19 protein-coding genes are annotated in these 23,050 nt (G+C 48.2%); 5 read left to right on the forward strand and 14 right to left on the reverse strand.

The annotated features are described in order from the left end of the window. Positions 1-54: 54 nt before the first annotated feature. The 8 genes from M1E03_RS19085 to M1E03_RS19120 form a co-directional block, all read right to left on the reverse strand. Complete coding sequence (locus tag M1E03_RS19085; protein WP_429674019.1) at positions 55-1,008, reverse strand: transketolase family protein; 954 nt, start codon at positions 1,006-1,008, stop codon at positions 55-57. Next, positions 1,005-1,847, reverse strand: a complete 843-nt coding sequence (locus M1E03_RS19090; protein WP_035337178.1) for a transketolase — start codon at positions 1,845-1,847, stop codon at positions 1,005-1,007. The genes M1E03_RS19085 and M1E03_RS19090 overlap by 4 nt, the downstream gene beginning before the upstream one ends. A 14-nt stretch (positions 1,848-1,861) precedes the next feature. Continuing rightward, positions 1,862-3,235, reverse strand: coding sequence for a PTS ascorbate transporter subunit IIC (locus tag M1E03_RS19095; protein WP_245117779.1), 1,374 nt, complete (start codon positions 3,233-3,235; stop codon positions 1,862-1,864). 23 nt (positions 3,236-3,258) lie between these two features. After that, positions 3,259-3,540, reverse strand: coding sequence for a PTS sugar transporter subunit IIB (locus M1E03_RS19100; protein WP_003179002.1), 282 nt, complete (start codon positions 3,538-3,540; stop codon positions 3,259-3,261). 16 nt (positions 3,541-3,556) lie between these two features. Next, positions 3,557-5,608 (reverse strand): BglG family transcription antiterminator, encoded by a 2,052-nt coding sequence (locus M1E03_RS19105; protein ID WP_429674020.1) that lies wholly within the window; start codon positions 5,606-5,608, stop codon positions 3,557-3,559. A 171-nt stretch (positions 5,609-5,779) separates the two neighbouring features. Next, positions 5,780-6,244, reverse strand: coding sequence for a tRNA (N6-threonylcarbamoyladenosine(37)-N6)-methyltransferase TrmO (tsaA, locus tag M1E03_RS19110; RefSeq protein ID WP_095292516.1), 465 nt, complete (start codon positions 6,242-6,244; stop codon positions 5,780-5,782). 15 nt (positions 6,245-6,259) lie between these two features. Continuing rightward, the gene (locus M1E03_RS19115) at positions 6,260-6,655 is read right to left on the reverse strand and encodes a 3-hydroxyacyl-ACP dehydratase FabZ family protein (protein ID WP_023857918.1); all 396 of its coding nucleotides are present in this window, start codon (positions 6,653-6,655) and stop codon (positions 6,260-6,262) included. 144 nt (positions 6,656-6,799) lie between these two features. Then, complete coding sequence (locus M1E03_RS19120; RefSeq protein ID WP_023857919.1) at positions 6,800-8,440, reverse strand: SLC13 family permease; 1,641 nt, start codon at positions 8,438-8,440, stop codon at positions 6,800-6,802. Positions 8,441-8,667: 227 nt separating this feature from the next. Here M1E03_RS19120 and M1E03_RS19125 point away from each other — a divergent pair, with 227 nt between their 5' ends. After that, complete coding sequence (locus M1E03_RS19125; RefSeq protein ID WP_396278988.1) at positions 8,668-9,348, forward strand: GntR family transcriptional regulator; 681 nt, start codon at positions 8,668-8,670, stop codon at positions 9,346-9,348. A gap of 25 nt (positions 9,349-9,373) precedes the next feature. Here the strand turns inward: M1E03_RS19125 and cobA are convergent, their stop codons facing one another. The 5 genes from cobA to nirB (M1E03_RS19150) form a co-directional block, all read right to left on the reverse strand. Continuing rightward, positions 9,374-10,834: a uroporphyrinogen-III C-methyltransferase gene (gene cobA, locus M1E03_RS19130; RefSeq protein WP_458110561.1), complete on the reverse strand. Its 1,461-nt coding sequence runs from the start codon at positions 10,832-10,834 to the stop codon at positions 9,374-9,376. A 109-nt stretch (positions 10,835-10,943) separates the two neighbouring features. Next, entirely contained in the window at positions 10,944-11,264 is a 321-nt protein-coding gene (gene nirD / locus M1E03_RS19135) for a nitrite reductase small subunit NirD (protein WP_020450192.1), read from the reverse strand. A 30-nt stretch (positions 11,265-11,294) separates the two neighbouring features. Beyond that, positions 11,295-13,715, reverse strand: a complete 2,421-nt coding sequence (gene nirB / locus M1E03_RS19140; protein ID WP_458110562.1) for a nitrite reductase large subunit NirB — start codon at positions 13,713-13,715, stop codon at positions 11,295-11,297. 113 nt (positions 13,716-13,828) lie between these two features. Continuing rightward, the gene (nasC, locus tag M1E03_RS19145) at positions 13,829-15,988 is read right to left on the reverse strand and encodes an assimilatory nitrate reductase catalytic subunit NasC (RefSeq protein ID WP_144497705.1); all 2,160 of its coding nucleotides are present in this window, start codon (positions 15,986-15,988) and stop codon (positions 13,829-13,831) included. A 1-nt stretch (position 15,989) separates the two neighbouring features. Next, positions 15,990-18,293, reverse strand: coding sequence for a nitrite reductase large subunit NirB (gene nirB / locus M1E03_RS19150; protein WP_396278987.1), 2,304 nt, complete (start codon positions 18,291-18,293; stop codon positions 15,990-15,992). A gap of 261 nt (positions 18,294-18,554) precedes the next feature. Between nirB (M1E03_RS19150) and M1E03_RS19155 the strand changes: the two genes are divergently transcribed. The 3 genes from M1E03_RS19155 to M1E03_RS19165 are packed head-to-tail and all read left to right on the forward strand — an operon-like array spanning position 18,555 to position 21,440. Then, positions 18,555-19,127 (forward strand): DeoR family transcriptional regulator, encoded by a 573-nt coding sequence (locus tag M1E03_RS19155; protein WP_039073212.1) that lies wholly within the window; start codon positions 18,555-18,557, stop codon positions 19,125-19,127. A 19-nt stretch (positions 19,128-19,146) separates the two neighbouring features. Beyond that, positions 19,147-20,793 (forward strand): copper resistance protein CopC, encoded by a 1,647-nt coding sequence (locus tag M1E03_RS19160; RefSeq protein ID WP_311196156.1) that lies wholly within the window; start codon positions 19,147-19,149, stop codon positions 20,791-20,793. 2 nt (positions 20,794-20,795) lie between these two features. After that, on the forward strand, positions 20,796-21,440 hold the full coding sequence (locus M1E03_RS19165; protein WP_026580558.1) for a YcnI family copper-binding membrane protein: 645 nt from the start codon (positions 20,796-20,798) through the stop codon (positions 21,438-21,440). A 47-nt stretch (positions 21,441-21,487) separates the two neighbouring features. Here the strand turns inward: M1E03_RS19165 and M1E03_RS19170 are convergent, their stop codons facing one another. Beyond that, the gene (locus M1E03_RS19170) at positions 21,488-21,979 is read right to left on the reverse strand and encodes a hypothetical protein (protein WP_026580557.1); all 492 of its coding nucleotides are present in this window, start codon (positions 21,977-21,979) and stop codon (positions 21,488-21,490) included. A gap of 162 nt (positions 21,980-22,141) precedes the next feature. Here M1E03_RS19170 and M1E03_RS19175 point away from each other — a divergent pair, with 162 nt between their 5' ends. Continuing rightward, complete coding sequence (locus tag M1E03_RS19175) at positions 22,142-23,026, forward strand: DMT family transporter (RefSeq protein ID WP_026580556.1); 885 nt, start codon at positions 22,142-22,144, stop codon at positions 23,024-23,026. Positions 23,027-23,050: the final 24 nt, after the last annotated feature.

The following is a 23,050-nucleotide window of genomic DNA, read 5'->3' on the forward strand; positions in this document are numbered from 1 at the left end:
TTTTTTTAGGCTTTTATCTATTCTAATATAAAAATCGGCCAGGACAAAGAAATCTTAAACGAGCTGTTCCGCCGCCAGTGCGATATGCTCTGCGGTCAAACGGTAATATTTTTTCAAATAATCGATCGTCCCGACCTGTCCGAAGGCTTCATGAACCCCGATTCTCTTGAGCGGAGCGGGATGATGTTCACTCAGCACTTCCGCGACTGCGCTTCCCAATCCGCCTATGACATTATGGTTTTCTGCCGTGACAATCGCATTCGTTTTTTGTGCGTAGCGAATCACGGTTTCTTGATCGATCGGCTTGATGCAATACATATCGATGACCGCTGCATCGATCCCTTTTTCTTTTAGCAGTTCTGCCGCCCGCAAAGCTTCTGCGACCATGATGCCGCTGGCAAACAGCGCCGCATCGCTGCCGTCTTTGAGAACTTTAGCTTTTCCATCTGCAAATGTTTCATGTTCATCATAAAGTCTGACCGCCTTTTTTCTGATCGTCCTGATATAGTGAATGCCGTACTCCGCCGCAGCCTTTTTGATCAAAAATTGGAGCATTGCTGCATCGCTCGCTTCATAAACAAAGGCATTCGGGATTACCCGGGCGAGTCCCAAATCTTCAAAGGCCATGTGTGTTCCGCCGTTATGTTCAGCCGTAATGCCCGAATCTGAACCGAGAATCTTGATGTTTGTTTTGGCATAGGCACCTGAAACAAACAGCTGATCAAAGCAGCGTCTTGTCGCAAACTGGGCGAACGTGTGAACAAACGGGATTCTTCCGGTTAACGAAAGCCCGGCCGCAATCCCTATCATATTGGCTTCCATAACCCCGCAATTGATCACTCGCTCGGGAATGCGCCGTTTAATTTTGTCCATGGAAATCGAGCTCATCAAATCCGCTTCCAACGCCACGATGTCCGCGTTTTCCTGAGCCAGTTCATAAACGGCCGAGCTGTATGCCTGCCTCATTTCGACAGCATCCAGCTTGACATTTGCTGCCGCCTCATTCATGCCCTCACTTCCTTTTCTTCAAGCGTCATCATGATCTTTTCGATTATGCGATTTTGTTCATCATTCGCTCTAATGTGGTGGCTGTTCTCCATATTTTCAAAATAAGGGATGCCCTTTCCCTTCACCGTATCAAGGATGACGGCAACCGGCCTTTCCCGCTGGGCTTCTCCTCTTTTGATCGCTTGATAAATCGCATCCGGTTCATGTCCGTTTACCCTTTCGGAATAAAAACCGAAGGCTGAAAATTTGCTGACAAAATCCAGCGGATCAATAATATCTTTAGTCGGACCGTCCAGCTGTTGTTTATTATCATCCACAAACACATAAAAATTGTGGAGCTTATGGTGTGCCGCGAATTGGATCGCTTCCCAACATTGACCTTCATTCAGCTCCCCGTCGCCGACAATAACAAAGGTCCGGTTAGAGCGTCCTGAAAGCTTGTGCGACAGTGCGACTCCTGCCGCAGCCGAGATCCCCTGGCCAAGCGACCCGGTCGTCATATCGACTCCCGGTGTTAAATTCCGGTCAGGATGCGACGGAAGAGCCGTGCCGTTTTGGTTTAGCGTATAGAGCACATCTTCTTCAAAATAGCCGGTAAGATGAAGCGCTGCATACAAGGCGGGGCCGCCGTGCCCTTTTGAAAGGATAAAAAAGTCACGATCTTCCCACGACGGATTGGCGGGATCTATTTTCATCACCTTTCCATATAAAACGGCCAACACATCGGCGATTGACAAGCTGCCTCCATAATGCCCAAAACCGAGGTGATGAAGCTGTTTCAGTGTCAGCAGCCTGATTTGGTCACGAAAACGTTCCATATTGATTTCCTTCACTGACATCATTGCCCACTCCTTTATGCTTCAGCTTTATGATCGGACTTCCCCGCCTTTCCGCGTTTAAAGCCCAGTAAGACCGCACCGGCCACTACCGCTGCAATTCCAATTACAACTCCTCCTGCCCCCAGCAGTTTCAACGCATGCCCAAGCACGATTCCTGTCGCGGCAAAGTCGGTATCGGAAAATGTCGTATTGGCAAAGCCTAAATCACCCATGACCGGCAGCAGAAACACAGGGAAAAATGTAATGATCAGACCGTTGACAAAAGACCCCAAGACCGCTCCCCGTATCCCCCCTGCAGCGTTTCCGAAGACGCCGGCCGAGGCCCCTGTGAAAAAGTGGGGAACCACTCCGGGAAGAACGATGACGGCTCCGGCTGCTCCGAGAATCAACATGCCGGTGATGCCGCCAATGAAGCTGCAAAAAAAGCCGATTAGTACGGCGTTTGGTGCGTACGGAAAAATGATCGGACAATCCAGTGCCGGCTTGGAATCCGGCACAAGTTTGTCAGATATGCCTTTAAAAGCCGGAACGATCTCTGCGAGCACGAGTCTGACTCCCGAAAGAATAATAAACACCCCTGCCGCAAATGTGACCGCTTGAATAACGGAGAAGACAAGGTAATGTGTACCGCCGCTCAACTCGCGCTCCACATAGCCCGCCCCTGCAAATAAGGCAATCAAAACGTACAAGATGGTCATGGTGAGCGCAATGCTGACAGAACTGTCCCTTAAAAATCCGAGGCCCTTCGGAAACCCGATTTTTTCAGTCGAGCGCGAGCCCTTGCCTGCTGCTTTGCCGATTAACCCGGACACAGCGTAACCGATTGAAGAAAAGTGGCCGAACGCGACCTTATCATTGCCGGTTATCTTTTTCATAAAAGGCTGAACCATCGCCGGAAACACACTCATTGTCAAGCCGAGCGAAACCGCTCCGACGCCGATCAAAAACGGACCCTTCAAACCCGCCACCGCCAGTATGACGGCGATTAAACAAGCCATATACAATGTGTGATGGCCCGTCAAAAAAATGTATTTTAATCTGGTAAAACGGGCGATTAAGATGTTGGACAGCATCCCGAAAAACATAATCAGCGCTGTCGCCGTCCCGTATTCGTTGAGCGACATCGCGACAATCGCTTCATTGTTCGGAACGACGCCGTTCACATGAAAGGCGGCTTGAAACATCTTTCCGAACGGCTCAAGCGAACCAACAAGAATACCCGCCCCGGCTGAAATCACGATAAAACCTAAAAACGATTTCGTCGTCCCTTTCACGATTTCATTGGCCGGCTTTTTTTGAAGCAGAAGACCGATAAAAGAAATGGCTGCAATTAATACAGCCGGCTGGCTTAACACATCCATCATCAGCTTTAGCGCTCTTTCACCCATTTGCAGTTCCTCCTTTTCTGTGATTAAAGCACTCCTTTTTCCTGCAATGTTTTAACCAGTTTTGTTTTCAGTTCATCCATGTCTATAATGCTTTCAAGCACGACGATATCCCGCAGGTGGGCTGCTCCTTCCGCGATATCTTTGGCAACGACAAACAAATCCGCTTGATCAGGAGACGCTGAGCTCAAATCCGAATGATCCACCTCGATCTCCATTAACCCCATTTCCTGCAAAATATCTTTAATATTCATTTCCAGCATAAAACTGCTTCCAAGTCCTGATCCGCAAACTGCCAATATCTTCATGTTATCCCTCCTGTTTTTAATTGGATGAATAGGCTTCGATTAAACGTTTGATATGATCCAACGACTCGGTTTCCTTTAAGGAGTCCTGATTTTCTTTATTGCTGAGAAGCCGGGTCAGTTGGGAAAGCGCCTTCAGATGTGTCGTATGGTCAACCGCCGCAATGCAAAACAAAAGCCTTACCGGATACTGTTCATCATCCAAAAAATAGACCGGCTCCTTCAGTTTCAGGAGACTCATTCCCACCTTTCGGACGCCTTTTTCAGGTCTTGCATGAGGAACGGCAATCTCGGGGCCGATGATCATATAAGGTCCCATCTTTTTGACATTGTCGATCATGGCATCTGTGTATTCCTTCAAGATCACCTCCTTATCAAGCAAAGGCTTTGCCGCTGTTTGAATCGCTTCTTCCCAGCTTTTGATTTGGTCAGCCATTTGAATGGTTTCATCTGTCAGCAGATCTTTCAACACTGGTCGTTTCCCCCTTGTTTCCGTCACTTTTTGAATAAATACAATATTTTTCAATGCTTCTCTTAGGCCTTTTTCATCTATGATTTTGGCGTGCTTCTTGAGGATGTGAAGAAATTCGTCTGTCAAAAGCTCCTTTTGCTTCACGCCGAACAGTTCCTGATACACTTCATTGACAAGCCTGCTTTTTTCAGCGGGCGTCATCAGCGGCCCGACCATGTAGTATCGTTTTTTGGTTTTAAGCTCAACGGTGGAAAACACGGCATCATAACGGTCAAAGACGTCAGGTGTGAATGCCTGCAAAGACATCGCCTTCTCAACGACAATCTCTGAAAATAGCGATTCAAGCTGGCGCCTGACCATCAAGGATGAGCTGACACCGCTCGGGCAAATGACGACAGCTGTCTTTTTCGATGATCCGGACTGTACCGGCTGCTCAAGCAATGCACCAAAGTGAATCGTGATAAAGCCGATTTCTTCTTCTGGAACCGGTTTGTTCAGCAGCGCTTCAAGGTGCCGCATCAGCTTTTGAACGATGGTAAACAGTTCTTTGTGCTCTTTCTTAATCTTGCTGAGCAGGGGATTGTGAATCGGAATGCGGTATTTCATTCTGAAATATGCCGGCTTCAAGTGCCGATAAAGAGATTCCGCCACCTCGCGTCTCCTCGGAAATGTGATGCATGCTCTTGATTCAAATTCAAGCACAAGCTTTTCACACAGCTGATAAAGCGGATCATGCGCCGGCTGTTGTCCAAATGAAAGCCCGAGCAGCTGGATCAAAATGTAGCAAAGTTCGGTTTCATAGACGGGAATCCGAAGTTCATTCACAAGCCTTACGGCTGCGTTTTTCAGCGGACTTTGCTTTAAAAGCTCCCCCTCCTCCTGGTGAAAACGAACAATTTTTCCTTCGGCCACTCTGATCGAATACATCATCAGAAAGTAAACAAATTCATTGAGCCTTTCTTCAACGAGTTGAATCCTGTATTCTTTCGAGACAAGTTCAACCGCTCTTTTCGTTTCTTGTTGTGTGTGATCGCACGAGCCGGAAACTTTTAAAATATAATGAAGGATTTCTTTGCCGTAAGGCTTTTGCAGAAAATAAGAAAGGTGGTGCATGACAGGAACTCTTTTATCAAACTCGCTTCCTATTAAATGATAGCCGCGCTGTCTTGTATATCTGATCGCCACCAAAAACGGAGCCAGCGCCTCATTCGCTTTTTTCACATCATTCATGACCGTATTTTTGCTGACCTGCAATAACTGTGTGAGATGAGCGGATGAAATCGGCTCCCTGCGGACAAACAGGAACATGTACAAGGCTTTGATCCGCTCTTCCTGTGTAAAAATAAACGAGCGGCCGATGTCTGAACAGGCTTCGGAGAACCGCAATTCAAGCAATTTTTCCGGAACGGCCAGCCGGTTTTTTCTTTTATATTCGATTTCAGGCAGCTGCTTGCCGGTCAGCCAATGATTGATTTTGTCCAGGTCATAGCAGATTTGCCGTTTTGATAATTGAAAATGATCAATCAGCTGATGCATGGTCGCTTCTCTGACCCGCAGCAAATATTGAAGCAATTGAGCCGGACGTTTCTCGTTGATCATTTTTGCGCCCCCTTTATTGCCATCATATAATAAAGCGTTTTCATTTTGTTTGCCGATTGGGTACAATTCATGGGACTTCCGATCTTCAAGATTGGTCTGATATCCTTCTTTTTTATCGTACAAGCATGAAAAAACCTCTCAAAAGGTGTTGAGAGGTTTTTTTTCTATCAATCAGCTGTCATGCCAATATACTTTCATCAATTCTTCCGACCACTTCGGCTGTATGATTTGCCCTTTCGGAAGAAACTCTTTCATTACCGGTTTGATATCGATTACAGGTGTTCCGTTAATCGCATCCAACCCTTTCACTACAAGCTTGCTCCCGGATTTTTCAAGGAGTGTCACAACGGTTGCGCCGAGCCTGTTGGGCCTGTTTTTTCCCCGTTGGGCGAAAATGCCTGTCTCAGGATAGTTTTGATTGTTTCTCGGGCGCCTCGCCTGATATTGTATTTGATCCTCTTTTACTTGATGAAAGTAAAAGATAATGTCCAAATGAGAAAATGCTTCGATCCCTTTTAAAGCGTCCGGATGAATATCTTCAGCCAAATTAATTTCAGAAATCACATCGCCCCAATGATCATCCTGCGGCACAGTCCGCAAGTTTTTCACAAACGCGACAGGCTTTAATTCTATCAATTTTATCCCCCACTTTCACTTCGCTTCCATAAAAATCCCGATCTCCGCTTTCGCTGCCGGTTTTCCGTTTACTGAGGCGGTTCCGTTGCCGAATAAAAACCCTCTTTTAAAGCGGGAAACTTCAAAATAAAGATCAAGTTTGTCTCCCACAAAGACCTTGCCGGTGTATTCAGCTTTTTTCACCGAAGACAGAAAGCCGATCTCAGCCGGGTCTTTGAGCGCAGTAAATGCAGCGGTTTGAGCCAGCGCTTCAATGATAATGGAAAATGGCATTTCCTTTTGGTTTTCCGTGATAAACCAGTCGTTTTCCGTTATGAATTTATATCCTTTCACCCATTTTCCCGGCTCGCTCTCAACAACACGGTCAATGAATAGAAACGGGTATCGATGCGGCAGTAGAGAATTGTTCACGCTGATCATCCTTTTTTACATGATTATACCGTAGTTTCATTTTTTTCTCTTTTATTTAACGCGATGACACAGAATGAAGCTGCTGAACACTCAAACATTCCACCATGACAAAAAGCCGGGGTCTAAGCCCCCGGCTTTGCTTCATCAATTCGATTTCAGATTGTCCGGGAAGACGGTTAGATCCACTCCCCATAAATTCGGCAGAATGTAGAACACAGCTCCGACGATTAAAATCAGTGTGAAAATATTAATAACAAAGCCGGTTCGAACCATCTCGCTGATCTTCAATTTGCCCGATGCGAAAATAATTGCATTCGGCGGCGTGCCGACCGGCAACATGAAGGCGCAGTTTGCCGCCATTGCAGCAGGCACCATTAATGCGTACGGGTGAACATTCAGCGCTAAAGCGAGCGAGGCCAGTACAGGCAGAATCATAGTCGCCGTAGCCGTATTCGACGTAATCTCCGTCAAAAAGAGAACCAATGCCGCTGAGATAACAACAATGACCACAAAGTTAAATCCATCCAATACCGTAAGCCTTCCGCCGATCCACTCGGCGAGACCCGTTTCTTTAAAACCGGTCGCGAGCGCCAAGCCTCCTCCGAATAAAAGGAGAATCCCCCACGGCAAGTCCTTCGAAACCGACCAGTCCAATACCCTGCCCCCTTTATTGAGCGAAGGGATCAAGAAGAGCAATGAAGCTGCGAATATCGCAATCATTGTATCATCAATACCGGGTATTTTGTCATCCCATAAAAATGTCCTCGTCACCCACATAAACGCGGCAAACCCGAAGACAAGCAGAACCATTGTTTCTTCAAAGCTCATCTTTCCGAGCTTTCTTTTTTCTTCGAGAATCAATTCTTTTCCGCCCGGAAGCTCCTTCATCTTGATCGGATGCGCCACTTTCGTCAAGTACAGCCATACCGCTACAAGCAAAATGACAACGACCGGAACGGCAAAAGCCATCCACCCCCCGAAAGACACTTCAACTCCGTACAGCTTCTTAATATTGGCCGCCAAAATAATGTTTGGCGGTGTGCCGATTAGCGTACCGAGTCCGCCGATCGTCCCCGCATACCCGATGCTGAAGATCAGCGCTTTTGAAAATTTCGCTTCTTCTCCGGCTAAATCTTTTCTTTCAGATTTCATGACGGCTGATACCTGATGAATGATAGCGGTTCCAATCGGAAGCATCATCATGACCGCGGCCGTATTTGAGACCCACATGGACAAAAACCCTGTGGCCGCCATAAACCCGAGGACGATCCTTGACGTGCTCGTTCCCACTACAGAAATGATATTAAGCGCGATCCGTTTATGAAGATTCCAGCGCTCCATCGCAAGTGCAATCAAAAAGCCTCCTAAAAATAAAAAAACGATTGGATCGCCGTAGCTTGACGTGACAGCTGCCCCTTCCAGCGCCCCGGTTAGCGGAAGCAGCACGATCGGCAGCAATGATGCAGCCGGAATCGGAACAGCTTCCGTAATCCACCATACCGCAACCCACAACGTGGTCGCCAATACCATTCTTCCTTCATGGCTCAGACCCTCGGGAAAAAAGAACAAAAGGACGGCGAAAAACAATGCAGGACCAAGCAGCAGTCCGATTTTCTGAGGCGTTTTATAGCTCGGCGGCTTTTCTTCCTTCATGGTTTGCTCCGACTTGATCTTTAAATCAGCATCTTTTCCCGCCCTGACAGGCATGGCGAACAAAAGCAGCCTCTTCGCTTCCCGGTGTGATCTCCAAAGCATATCCCATGCTGACACAACGCTTGATTTCATCAAAAATCCCCCTTCCCCTCTATCGATAAAGCGCTTACAATAGTAAATAAAAAGTAAGCTGCCGACTGTCGACAGTTATAACTTAATTATAACGGACAGCTAATGGCAGTCAACACTTTTTTGTCACAAAATACTCAATATTATGGTAATTTTAGGTTGATGGTATTTCTCTCTTTTTGCTAGACTATTAGTGATTTCCGCAGTGAAAAATAAACGAGGTGAACAGCGTGAAGTTTTCCATACAACGTGCAGTCTCTTATCATGATCAAGTCCACCATTATTTAAAAGATATGATTATTAAAGGAGGATATCGACCCGGCGAACGGATCTACGAATCCAAAATCGCCAAGGAGCTGCAAGTGAGCCGCAGCCCCGTCAGGGAGGCGATTCGGACACTTGAACAAGAAGGATTATTATCGATAGATGATAAATCAAAAATTACAGTTTATGAACCGACAATCAAAGACCTTAAAGAAATATACCAATGCCGCCAAGCGCTCGAATCCCTGGCCGTTTCATTGGCAACCCGCCTTGCTTCAAATGCAACACTGGAGCTCATTTCCGAAACGCTCTCTGAAGCGCGTAAGCACCAGGAAACCCAAAGTCCGGAGTCGGCCAATGCACTTCTTCGTCTAAATACGCAATTTCATGATGTCATCATCGAAACGAGCGAAAACGAACGCCTGCAAAAACAGCTGCTTGATTTGCGGTCGCTGACCTTTTTCTACCGGAGCAAAAACCTTGAAAAACCGGCGCGCACCCTTGACATCATCAATCAGCACGAGGAGATTCTGCGTCACATGCAGGACAGAAATGACGCCAAGGCTGCCGAATCAATGAGGAAGCATATAGAGGCAGACCTTTGCTATTTAAAAGAGGTGTTGTTCGGAAGCAGTTCCGCACGCTAAAAAAGCAGGGTTACCCCTGCTTTTTTCAGTTCTGGCAGACAAATTCGGCTGTGCGGTTGATCCCTTTGATGATATCCGGAAGGCGGTCGCGTTCATTCACAATATGAACGCGCTGAAACCCTGCGGCTGCAGCCCTCTTCCCCGCTTCTTCCGTGAGGCAGACCGCCTGCAGACGGGCAGCCGTTTTTTCCGGATGGAGGCCGATTGTCTCAGCCTCGTTTACGAACAGCTCGACGCATGTTCGATTGGCAAAGATCACGATATCAACAGGAAACTCCTCGATCTCCCGTTTAATGATCGATGTAAAGCGGCTGTCGATCATCCTGTCATGTGTAATCAATACCTCACAACCGGAGTGCGGTTGATTTTGCACGGCTTCCCGGCTGCCGATCAGCAAACAGCTGTCCGAAATCGGCATTTCCGCCTGCAGAAAAGCGGAAAATCCCCGTTCTTCAAGAGCTGCTTTTACATGCAGATCTGAAGCGTAGAGCCGGCCGCGCATTTCCCTGACATCGATCTTCAAAGCGGCAAGCCGGCTGAAAAATCTGCGCAGTGACGCACTTGAGGTGAACAGCAGGCTGTCAAAAGAAGCAATTCGCTCTAAAACTGTATCGTCAGGCACCGTTTCGAGTGATTTCCATTTCGGCCATTCAACAACTTCAGCGCCTTGTTCACGAAGCGTCTCCACCGGGACTCGTTCTTCTTCACAGCTTTTGACCGCCATCATGTTCAGCCCGATCAAAGGCTTTTCTTCAAACCAGCTGTTCTGCCTGAATGATACGATGTCGCCGATGACGATGATCGCGGGATTTTTAATTTGATGCTCGGTTATTTTTTCCCTGATATTCTGCAATGTCCCTTTAACGCTCCGCTGCCGGCCCCATGTGCCCCATTGGATGACCATCGCGGGAACAAGGGGAGACTTGCCGTGTTTCATCAGCTGCTCGCATATATAACCAAGGTTTTTGATCCCCATGTAAAAGACGAGGGTTTGGACGCCTTTGGCCAGCCCTTCCCAATTCATTTCCGGTTTGCCCGATTTATCATGGGCGGTGACAACGGCAAAGGATGAAGCGAAATCGCGGTGGGTCACAGGCAGTCCGGCATAAAGAGGCGCGGCGATTCCCGATGTAATGCCGGGCACCATTTCGTACGGGATGCCGTGTTCGCTGACGGCTGCTGCTTCTTCTCCGACTCTGCCGAACACGCTCGGGTCTCCTCCTTTCAGCCGGACCACTTTGAGGCCTTGCAGCCCCTTTTCAATGAGCAGTGCATTGATTTCACTTTGTTTCATATAATGGCGGTCCGGGAGCTTGCCGCAGTAGACAAATTCACATGATGCTTTTGCATGCTCAAGCAGCCGGGAATTGACGAGCCTGTCATACAATATGACATCCGCCGCCTCGATCAGCTTTCTTCCTTTTAATGTGATCAATCCTGAATCGCCCGGTCCGGCCCCGACAAAATATACTTTCCCATTCCCCATCAACTGTCATCCTTCCATCTGCCGATTCTGTGAACGCGTGTTTTTTTAATAAAGAGGGAGCACATTCAGCGACCCTTGAGGCTTTTGACAATACATGTCTTTGAGCCGTTTAATAAACGATATACAAATCTTCGCCTTCAACGACCGTTTCGTATGTCTGAACACACCCTGTATCAGGCTCTTGGACTTTGCCGTCTTCAAGGCTGATCTTCCAGTCGTGCATTGGACAGAAGACGAATTTGCCGCTTACCATTCCTTCGGCAAGCACGCCCCCTTTGTGGGGGCAGCGGTTTTCAATCGCGCGGACATTGCCGTTTGAAAGCTTGAATACCGCGATTTCCTTGTCCTCGATAAGCACTGTCTTCCCAAGCTGATTCGGCAAATCCCCGATCTTCGAAACAAACACCTTTGTTAAGTTCTTGTTCACCATGTGAATTCCTCCTCAAGTTGATTTCTCATTTTAAGAAGTGACAACATTTTCGAATAGCTGTTTTGTTGTCTTTTCGTCTTCCAAAAAGTCTTTCCACGGGTCTTTATGGACAGACAGCGCTTGATTGATGCGGTCATTCAGCTCTTTGCGTTTTTCTTTATCATTCAATACGGATTGGACGTGGGACAAGCTGACACGTTCGATCCAAGCAGATGTCCGTTCTAAATAGTTGGCTGTTTCACGATAGTATTGGAGATACGCGCCTGTGATTTCGATGACTTCTTCAGCCGTTTTGACTTTCATTAACAGATCGCCGGCGCGCAAATGCGTGCCTCCGTTTCCGCCGACGTAAATTTCCCAGCCACCGTCGATGCCGACGACGCCGATATCTTTAATGCCGGATTCGGCGCAGTTTCTCGGACAAGCGGAAACCGCCATTTTAATTTTGTGAGGCGTGTAGAGCCCTTCAAATTTTTTCTCAAGGTCAATTCCGAGGGCCATTGAGTCTTGCGTGCCGAAGCGGCAGAACTGTTCGCCGACACACGTTTTTACGGTTCTGAGCGTTTTTCCGTAAGCAAATCCTGAAGGCATGTCAAGATCAGCCCATACTTTCGGAAGATCTTCTTTTTTGACGCCGATCAGGTCGATCCGCTGGCCGCCGGTCATTTTCACTAGCGGAATTTCATATTTGTCGACGACATCAGCGATGCGCCGCAAATCATTCGAATTGGTAACCCCGCCGTACATCCGCGGTACAACTGAATATGTGCCGTCTTTTTGAATATTGGCGTGCATCCGTTCATTGACGAAGCGGGATTCTCTTTCATCTTCATATTCCTTCGGATTGATCATGCCGAGGTAGTAGTTAAGCGCAGGGCGGCATTTGGAACAGCCTTCCGCCGTTTTCCAGTCGAGCACGTTCATGACTTCTTTCGTATGGGTCAGCCCTTTTTCTCTGATTTCGGCCACGATTTCGTCTCTTGACAGGTCCGTACATCCGCAAATCGCTTCTTTTTGTGCTGAAGCATCAAACTCTGAGCCGAGCGTATGCTGAAGAATCTCAGCGACAAGCGGCTTACATCCTCCGCAAGAGCGTGATGCGCCTGTGCAGGCTTTAATTTCATCCGTCGATGTGCAGCCCTGCTCTTTGATCGCCTGAATGATCATTCCTTTCGAAACGCCGTTACAGCCGCATACGATCTCATCGTCGCTCATCGCAGCGGTCAAGCTCATGCCTTCTTCCTGATTCAAAGGCTGTAAGATTGAAATTTTAGAAGTATCTGAAATATCTGCTCCTTTTTGAATCATGGAAAACAGCCTGTTACCTTCGCTGCTGTCTCCGAACAGTACGGCGCCGATCACCTGATTGCCGCGCAGAACGATTTTCTTGTAGATTCCGTCCTGTTCGTCAAACACTTTAAGCGCTTTTTTGTCTTCTCCGTCATCCTCATTAAAATCACCGGCAGAAAAGACCTCAACACCGGAAACCTTCAGCTGGGTTGATAAAACAGACCCTTCATACGGAGCTGTTTCAACGCCGCAGATTTTTTTGGCAAGCACTTTCGCCTGTTCATAAAGAGGCGCGACAAGTCCGTAGGCAATGCCTCTATGTTCCGCACATTCTCCGACAGCATAAATGTTGGGAACTTCGGTTTCCATGTAATCATTGACGACGATTCCTCTGTTTACCGGAAGGCCGCAGTCTTTGCCGAGCTGAACGTTCGGCTTGATTCCGACCGCCATGACGACCAAATCGGCTTCAAGCATTGAGCCGTCTTTGAATTTTAAGCCTTCGACACGCGTTTCTCCGTAAATTTCTTCTGTCTGCTTTTCCAGCAAAAATTTCATGCCCTGCTTCTCCAGCTCTTTTTGCAAAAGCCGTCCTGCGGTTGCATCAAGCTGACGCTCCATCAAATATGGCGCGAGATGGATAACGGTAACGTCCATGCCAAGGTTAAGAAGTCCGCGCGCTGCTTCCAGTCCCAGCAATCCGCCGCCGATAACGGCTGCTTTTTTGTACGTTTTGGAAGCTTCGAGCATGATATCCGTATCCTTGATATCACGGAATGCTGTTACACCTTCTTTATCCGCTCCGGGCAATGGCAGAATAAAAGGGAGAGAACCTGTCGCCAAAATCAGTTCATCATACGGCTGGACTCTTCCCGCATCCGTGATGACGGTTTTGGACTCCGGATCAACTTTAACGACTTCTTCCCCCGTATACAGCTGAATCCCGTTTTCTTCATACCAATCCCAATCATTCAGTGTAATGTCCTTAACATCCGTATCTCCTTGAAGCACTTTGGAAAGAAGAATCCGGTTATAGTTTGGGTGCGGTTCGTTTCCAAAAATCGTGATCTGAAACTCTTCGCTTGAAATTTTAAGAATTTCTTCAACGGCCCTGACCCCGGCCATACCGTTCCCTACCAGGACTAGCTGCTTTTTTTTCACTATGATCCTCCCCTTTTTCAAAACAATTCACTATACGCCCTAAACAAGTATTCTGTTTACATCTTTAAAACTATCACAAATTATAGTTAATTTTGTAAACTTTTTATGACTTTTTATGACAATTTATTCACATAATTGTCAACTGACGGACGAATTTTTACGGAGCAAACCTTAAATCCCGGCATTCTGCAAGACGGATCGAGCGTTTCCGCTATCAAATCGTTCACATTTTGCGAATCTGCCCAATGCATCGGCACAAAAATGGTATCCGGCCTGATGGCTTCCGATAATTTGCTCCTGACAATGATGCTGCCTCTTTTTGACTCCACCCTGACCAGCACCCTGTCGCTAATGTTGTATTTTTCCGCCGTTTTCGGATGAATTTCCATAAATGATTCAAAGTGTCTGGCCTTGAGTGCAGCGCTCCTTCTCGTCTGTACTCCGGTTAAATAATGAGACATCACCCTTCCGGTCGTCAGATAAAGGGGATACTCTTCAGTCGGTTCATCTTTTTTGATCATTGGTTCGTTCGGGACGACGCACATTTTCGCTTTTTTGTCCGGGTGGGCAAAGGATGATTCAAACAGGCGCTGTGTCCCGGGGTGTCCCTGTTCGGGACAAGGCCATAAAATGCCGCCTTCCTTTCTCAGACGTTCATAAGTGATGCCCGAATAGTCGGCAATTCCGCCGCGGCTCGCTTTTCTTAATTCATTAAAAACATCCTCTGCCGATCGATATGAGAAATAACGGCCTTTTCCAAGCGCAGCAGCAATATCGCAAATCATTTGCCAGTCATGCCTCGCTTCACCGGGGCACGGTTTTGAAGCTTCCCTTAATGTCACTCTGCCTTCCAGATTGGTCATCGTTCCTTCGTCCTCGAGATAGGATGATGCGGGGAGAATGACGTCCGCGAGTCTAGCCGTTTCAGAAAGAAACAAATCAACGGCGGCAAAAAACTTTAATTTTCCCAAAGCGGATTTGACAAAGCCTGCGTTCGGACTGGATACAACAGGGTTTGAACACATTAAAAACATCCCGGTAATTTCACCTTCATGAACTTTCTCCATCATTTCATAGGCGGATACACCCTTTCCTGGAAGGTCTTCAGCTTTTATGCCCCAAACATCCGCAATATAAGCGCGGTCAGCTTCGTTTTCAATCGACCGGTACCCTGGCAGCTGATCTGCTTTCTGGCCGTGCTCCCGCGCCCCCTGCCCATTTCCTTGTCCGGTGACGGCGCCGTAGCCGCAAGCAAATTTGCCGATTTTCCCAGTTGATATTAGAATATTCAGCAAATTTCTGACGGCAGCCGTTCCGTCCGTTTGCTGTTCAACCCCTCTTGCCGTGAACAGCATTCCCGTCTCCTCACGGGCAAATTTTACTGCAGCTTTTTTAATCTGCTCGATTTGTATCCCGGTTTTGGCCGAAATGTCTTCAAGTGATAAAGACGCCACATGGCGCTTGACCTCTTCAAAACCTTCAGCTCTCTCTCTGAGAAAAGCTCCGTCTGTCAGCTGTCCTTCAATGATGACTTTCAGCATACCGTTTGCGAGCGCGGCGTCTGTTCCCGGCTTGATTTTCAAATGCAGATCGGCGATCTTGGCCGTTGCCGTTTCGCGGGGATCGATGACAATGATGTAGGCCCCGTTTTGCTTCGCTTCTTCAAAATACGGCATGATCGTCGGCTGGCACTCTGCGATATTCGTACCTGCGAGGATGATGACCCTTGCATGGGGGATCTCGGAAAGGGCATTTGTCAGCCCCCGGTCCATTCCAAAGGTTTGATTTGCAGCTGTAGCGGCCGCCGACATGCAAAGCCTGCCGTTGTAGTCAATATGCTTCGTCTTCAAGGCGACGCGGGCGAACTTCCCCAGCAAATACGCTTCTTCGTTTGTAATGGACGCGCTGCCGTATACACCCAAAGCATCGCGGCCATCTTCATGCTGGATCGCTGTTACTTGCTGTTTGATGTACTGAAGCGCTTCATCCCATGTCACACGGACGAAGTCGCCGTTTTTTTTGATCAGCGGATGGGTGATCCTCTCCGAATGAAAGGCATGCTGGTGGGCGTTCATCCCTTTCATGCACAGCCGTCCTTTTGTCGTCGGATTGTCTTTTCCGACCGCCGTGTATTTTTTTCTTGTCACAATTGTCTGTTCAATGAGCTGCATTTTGCACTGCATGCTGCAAAATGGACATTGGGTGTCATACGTTTTTTCGGATTGCACTTCTTTTTGCTTCGTGCGAAAGTACTTTAGCAATCGTTCTGTCAATTCACATCAGCCCTTTTATCGTTTCTTGCTGAGCCAGCCGCTTCTCTTTTTCAAGCCGTTCGATCAGCTGGCCGCGAAGTCCGTTGTCAAATAAAACTTCCCGGATATGAATGATGCCGGCGCGTTCAATCCAATGCCCGACCTTCTCGAGATAATTTGCTGTTTCACGGTAATATTGAAGAAGGCCTTTCATGAATTCCCCCGCTTCCTCCGCCGAGTCGGCTACTGAAAGCAGCTCTCCCGGAGAAGCATGCTGGCCTCCTTGGCCGCCCGCATAAATCTCCCAGCCCCCGTTTACTTTGAGAAGTCCGATGTCATGAACTGAAGCGTACACGCAATCATCCAAACAGCCCGACACCCCGATCGAGACCTTGGCCGGAATGAGGAGGGATTCTGCTGCTTTTTCCAAGTCTGCCGCCAATGTTTGTATCTGCGGTTCGCCTCGTGAACCGCATGTGCACGTTTTAACCGCGGCGATCCCATGCTGAGGCGGCGGGCAATGCGGCATGCCGAGTTCTTCTTTCACGCGCTCTATATACTCCGGCTTGATACCAGCAAGCTTTAATCTCTGATGGTGTGTCATGTACACCTCTTGTATTTGATACTTTTCAATCACTTCTGCAATGCGCTTCAGCTCTTCGGCATTCGTTCGGCCTCCGTACATTTGCGGAATCATTATATTCGTCTCCTCATCGCGCTCCTTATAGATGATGTCCGGACGGATCATTTTTAAATAGTAGTGAATCGCGGGCAAGCAAATCCGGCAGCCGCTGCTGTTTTTCCAGCCGAGCGCCGAGATGACTTCGTGAACGGAAGAAAGATTTCTTATCTGTATTTCGTTCACGACTTCATCTTCCGTGAATGAAGTGCAGGCGCACATCGGCTGTTCCGCCGCAGATACGTAATCATCCTGTTCAGCGGTATGGAGCAGCAGTTCTTCGACTAACGGCCTGCAGCCGCCGCATGATCCGGAAGCATTTGTACAGCCTTTGACCTCCTCGGCCGTCTTTAAACCGTGCGTCTGTATGGCTTCCATGATCGCGCCTTTTGAAACCGCGTTGCATTGGCAGATCGTTTCACCAAGCGCCATAGAAGCGACTGAACTGTCTTCTTCCGATTGAAACAGCTCTTTTTTGACAACGGTAATATCCCTTTGTTTGATGATGCTTTCCAACAGCCTTCGGCTGCCGCTGGTGTCTCCGTATAAAATCACGCCGGCCATTTTATCCTCTTGAAAAACCGCTTTTTTATAGACTCCTGCCGCTTCGTCAAAAAGTTTAATAGCCGTCGTCGAGTCGTCCTCTGTGATTTTCCCTGCCGAAAAGACATCGATGCCGGACATTTTTAAAGCTGCGGACTGGACGGAGCCCTGATAACCAACACATTCGAGGCCGCAAATATGTTTGGCCAGCACTTTCCCCTGTTCATACAATGGCTTGACTAAGCCATAGACCGTTCCGTTATGCTCCGCGCATTCACCGACGGCGTAGACATTTGGCACATTTGTCTCCATATAGTCGCTGACAATGATCGCCCTGTTGGTTGCAATACCGCTTGCCTTGGCCAGTTCGATATTCGGTCTGACACCGGCAGCCATGACGATGAGATCGGCGCTGATCTTCGTCCCGTCTTTAAACCGCACACCCTTGGCGCGGGATCTTCCTAAAATCGCCTCTGCATCTTTATCCAAATGAAAATGAATCCCTTGGCGCTCCAGCTCTTTCTGGAGCATGGCAGATGCCGGCGGATCAAGCTGGTTCTGCATGATGCAGGAAGAGTGGTGAATCACATCAACCTTCATCCCGAGGTTTGCCAACCCTCGCGCCGCCTCAAGGCCCAAAATTCCCCCGCCGATAACGGCCGCTTTTTTAAACCGCTTTGATGCCTTTATCAATGCCCGGCAATCGTCTATTGTTCTAAAACCATATACCCCTTCTTTATCTGCACCATGAACCGGGAGAATAAACGGGGAAGAGCCCGTCGCAATAATCAGTTTGTCATAAGCGATTTCGCGGTTTTGATCTGTCGCCACCGTCTGTTTAACCGTATGGATTGCGACAGCCGTTTCCCCTGTATAAAGTGTAATCCCGTTTTCTTCATACCAGCTCCGGCTTTTTGTCATCACATCGTTCCAATCCGTTTCTCCCTGAAGGACAGAAGACAGCAGAATCCGATTATAGCTGAGGTGTGGTTCACTGCCGATGATGACGATCTCAAACTGGTTCCCGCCGTGTTGTAAAATTTCTTCGGCCGTGCGAACTCCGGCCATGCCGTTTCCTATTAAAACCAGCCTTTGTTTCCCCATTTTCTCCCCTCCTCTCTGCAGCTTTGCTCTGGATTATTATTTCACATTGCATCGCTAAAGCGTTCAAACCTGTTACATTTCCTGACAAAAAATTTTAGAAACAGGACGGTTTGACCAGTACTCATTGATGACGATTTAACGGCTTTGGCCGCCGATGTTAAAGTTCAACATTTTATCACATTTTTTATCACGTTCTGCTTGTTTCTTTTCCTGCAATCTACTAGGCTTATAAGTAAAGAACATAAGGAATGGAGGAGGAGAATGCTACCGATTAAAAGAAGACAGCAGATATTGGCGTGGGTCAAAGAAGAAGAATCTCTGCGCATTTCAGAAATTTCGAAAAGGCTGAACGTCTCTGAAATGACCGTTTACCGCGACATTAAACCGCTTGTTGAAAACGGACAGGTCATCAAGACGGCAGGCGGAATCACGCTAAACAAGCCGAAGCAGCAGCTTGGGCAGCTTTGCGTCGTGTGCGGAAAAGGGGCAGGCTCGAGGCTTTCCGTGCAAATTGTAAAAAACGACAGTCAAATTGAACAATTTTGCTGTGCCCATTGCGCAATGCTCCGCTATGAGAAAGTGAAAGATGACGTCTCCCAGATAATCTGCAGGGATTTTTTGCTAGATACGACGATCAGCGCCAAAGCCGCCGTCTTTTTGCTGGATACGAATCTTCATTTGAACTGCTGCGAGCCGCAGGCGATCCCTTTCGCTTCTGAAGCGGATGCACGGAAATTCAAAAAAGGCTTTGGCGGGCAGCTGTTATCGTTTGACGATGCCGCGCTTCTCGTCCAGAAAACGATGAAGAACAGCTGCTGCAGCCTGAAGACGTGAAATTTTGTTAAAAGATTGGATGAATGTGATGAAAAGAGCAACACTCTGGACAGTTCTCGCTGTTCTTTGTATCATTCTGCTGCCAAAAGCCGCTTTTGCTCACGCATATATCGTAAAATCAACTCCCGCTGAAAATCAGGAGCTGAAAAAAGCGCCTGCAGAAATCAAGATCGAATTCAATGAAGCGATTCAGAACGGGTTTCATTCGATAACGGTCAGAAATTCGTCGGGTGAGCGCGTTGATTCCGGCAAAACGGAAATCGATCCGCAAAACGCCAAAATCATGACCGTCATGCTGAAACCGAAATTGAAGGATGATATCTACTCGGCCGAATGGAGAGCTGTATCAGCAGACGGGCATCCCGTATCAGGCACGATCCCTTTCAGCATCGGAAACATTCAAGGCGGGCTGCCGAAAGATCAGCAAAAACAAGCATCAGGCCTGCCGGCAGCCGATACCGTCATGGAACGCGTCCTTTTGTATACCGGTTTCTCCCTGTTCATGGGGGCCGCTCTCTTTCAGCTCGTATGGTACCGCCCTGAAAACGGCTGGCCGGGTGGCAAACGGCGCCGTCTGAAGCGGATCAAGAATGCGGCGCTCTTATTGACAGGGGCCGCCATCATCATTCAGCTGCCCCTGCAAACCAAAGTAAACGCGGGCGTTTCCTGGATCGGGGCTTTCCAGCCTTCGCTTTTGCAAGAAACGCTTCTGAATACGACGGGCGGAATGCTGTGGCTGATCAACATCGCCATCATCGCCTTGCTTGTTTTTTGTTCGAACAGAAAAGGTCTGAAGAGCGCGATCTTGAGCCTGTTCCTTTTTGCCGGACTTTTGTTCGTCAAATCGCTCGACGGCCATGCCGCTTCGACGAGCGCCGGCTATATGACAATCGCGATGAACTTCATCCATCTGAATACCGCTTCCATTTGGACGGGCGGACTCGCGATGTTTGTGCTGTTTTTCGGAAAAGACTGGCTGAAGCCTGACAAAAGTTTAATATGGGAAACCATTCGGCGCTTCTCGCCATGGGCGCTCGCTTCTGCAGGGCTTCTGATATTCTCGGGCCTTTTCAACAGCTTCTTCATTGTTCACACACTGGATAACCTGCTAGGGACGGCTTACGGAAAAGCGCTCCTTGTAAAAGCGGCCCTCGTTCTTCTCATGATCGGACTCGGGGCATTACACTATTTCCGTTTTAGAAAAGCGCCGAAACAGCAGGGCGCCCGTTCGCTGAAGGCTGAATGGACGGTCGGACTTCTCATTCTGGTGACCACGGCGGTTTTCACCAATATTCCAAGTCCGCCCGCGCCGCTGCCGCAGCCTTTCAGTGAGACGAAGCAATTGACGGAAGGAAACACGCTGTCGCTCCGAATCAGCCCGAACATGCCGGGCTCAAATGCGTTTGAAGTCACAGTCAGAAACAGAAAAGGAGACGTCGTCAAAGATATTCAAAAAATCGAATTAACCGTTGAGAAAACCGGGCTTTTCGGGGATGACAAAGAGAGCACGTTCAGCCTCAGCAAAAATAAAGACGGCGTTTTTCAAACGAAAAATTTAAATTTAAGCGAAGACGGCATCTGGAAAATCCGTGTTCACGGGTTAACGGCGTCATTTGAGGAGATCAGAACGGTTTTCAATGCAAAAATTAATAAAAAGGAGTTTTGATTATGTTTAAAAAAACATTATGGCTGGGTGCAATCCTAGCATCATTTTTGCTTTTCTCCGTGCCTGTCAGCGCACATGTCACGGTAAAACCGGCAGAATCAGCAGCAGGCTCATGGGAAACATACACCGTCAAAGTACCGGTTGAAAAAGACAACGCCACAACCAAGGTCGTTCTCAGCATGCCAGACGGTGTTGAATTTCAGCAGTATGAACCGGTGCCAGGCTGGAAAACAAGCACTGAAACCGGTAAAAACGAGAAAGTGACAAGGGTGACGTGGGAAGCCGAAAACGGCGGCATTCAGCCTGGTGAATTCCAACAGTTTACTTTCACCGCCAAAAACCCTGACAAAGAACAAAAGGCCGCCTGGAACGCTTACCAATATTATAAAGACGGCACGATTGTCGAGTGGACCGGCGATGAAAACGCCGATACCCCGCATGCAATCACAAGCATTGTCGATGCTGCAAAGCTCGGGCACGAAACGGTTGACGCACACGGCGCTTCAACGAAACAAAACACAGCCGCAGAAAACGAAGACGGTCAAGCCGGACAAGGGATTCAAACCGCTTCCCTCATCCTGTCGATCCTCGCCGTGCTTCTTGGGGGTGCTGCGTTGCTCTTGACAGTGCGCAAAAAGAAATCGTAAAAATGAAAAGCTGTCGGGAATATCCCGACAGCCTTTTTGTGCCCATTTCAGTTCGAATCCCGCACGATCTGATAATACATGCCCGTTTTTTGATCGACCACCGCCTCTAAATGAAGCCCGTCATCAGTCTCAAATGTTCCATTCAGGCGAGCGGCATCCCCTGTATATAACGTGTACTTGCTTCCCTTAGGCGTTGTGAACGGTGAAGAAGCTTCCGCACTCTCCGTTTTCGGGTGATCCGATTTTACAATTGCGTAATTTAAGTCGCGGTACCATTGATATTTGCCGTTTTCCCGTTTGATGTGAGCGAGGCAAATTCCCTCTCCCTCCGAATCGCCGAATCGAAAAACGACGACTTGTTCGCCGTTTAAATCGATTTTGTCTATAATATCGTCTTTTGTGATGTTCTCGTAACGAATACCGTCCTCAATCGCTTCCTGTTCGCTGTTCACCCATTTGGTTTGTTCATCATTTTCTTGGGCGCTCGCACAACCCGCAACCAAGATCGCCAAAAATAATAAAACTGTTCGTTTTTTCATCCGCTTCCTCCGACTTTAATTGTTTTAGGGCATTATATGAATTCGGCCAGCGTTGAATATATCCTCTTTGCAGGAAAATTTCCAATACGGTGATTCAAAAATTGACAAACTTATCTTACAATAGAAAAAGTTCTGAATGATTGAGTAGGGAGAGATCGGAGTATGAAAGTATCGATTCTGTTTGTCTTGCTTGCGGCCATTTTATGGGGAACGACGGGAACAACCCAGGCGTTCGCGCCTGAAGAAGCGGCGCCTCTTGTGTTCGGCGCTGTCAGAATGGCGGTCGGCGGCATCACCCTGCTCTTGTTCGCGGCTTTGCGCGGTCAATTAAAACGCAGCGGCTGGCCCGTTAAAACGCTGATTATCGCAGCATTGAGCATGGCATTTTATCAGCCTTTCTTTTTTTCAGCTGTCAGTCTCTCAGGGATCGCCGTCGGAACGGTCGTCGCCATCGGCAGCGCTCCGATTATCGCCGGCTGCCTCGAATGGCTCGTGTTCAAAAAAGTACCCCAAGCGAAATGGTGGATCGCAACGGCTGCAGCGATAGCAGGCGTATCCTTGTTATTCATCCCTTCCGCCTCATCGGGAGGGAGCTTTCTCGGCATATTGCTCGCACTCGGCGCCGGTCTTTCCTTTGCCGTCTATACGCTGACAAGCAAAAAGCTCCTGCAACAGCAGAAGCCGGAGGCTGTCACAGGCACCGTGTTCTTTTTAAGCGCTGTATTGCTTGCCCCGTTGTTGTTTCTGTACGATTTGAGCTGGATCTTATCGGTTCAGGGATCGGCTGTCAGCCTCTATATCGGCGTCATTGCAACCGGTGCCGCGTACCTGTTATTTACGACAGGATTGGCAAAAGTGCCCGCCTCAACAGCGGTGACCCTGTCGCTGGCTGAACCGCTCACAGCGTCGCTTTTAGGAACCGTGCTTGTCAAGGAATCGCTGCCTCTTGTTTCCTGGGCCGGAATCGCATTGCTTCTGCTGGGCATTTTTTATATTTCCTATCAGCCCAAAAAGAATAAAATGAACGCTGAACAAGTGAAAGCGTAAAAAAACCGCCCGTGGATATGCGGG

This window comes from Bacillus sp. PK6-013 (assembly GCF_054161445.1).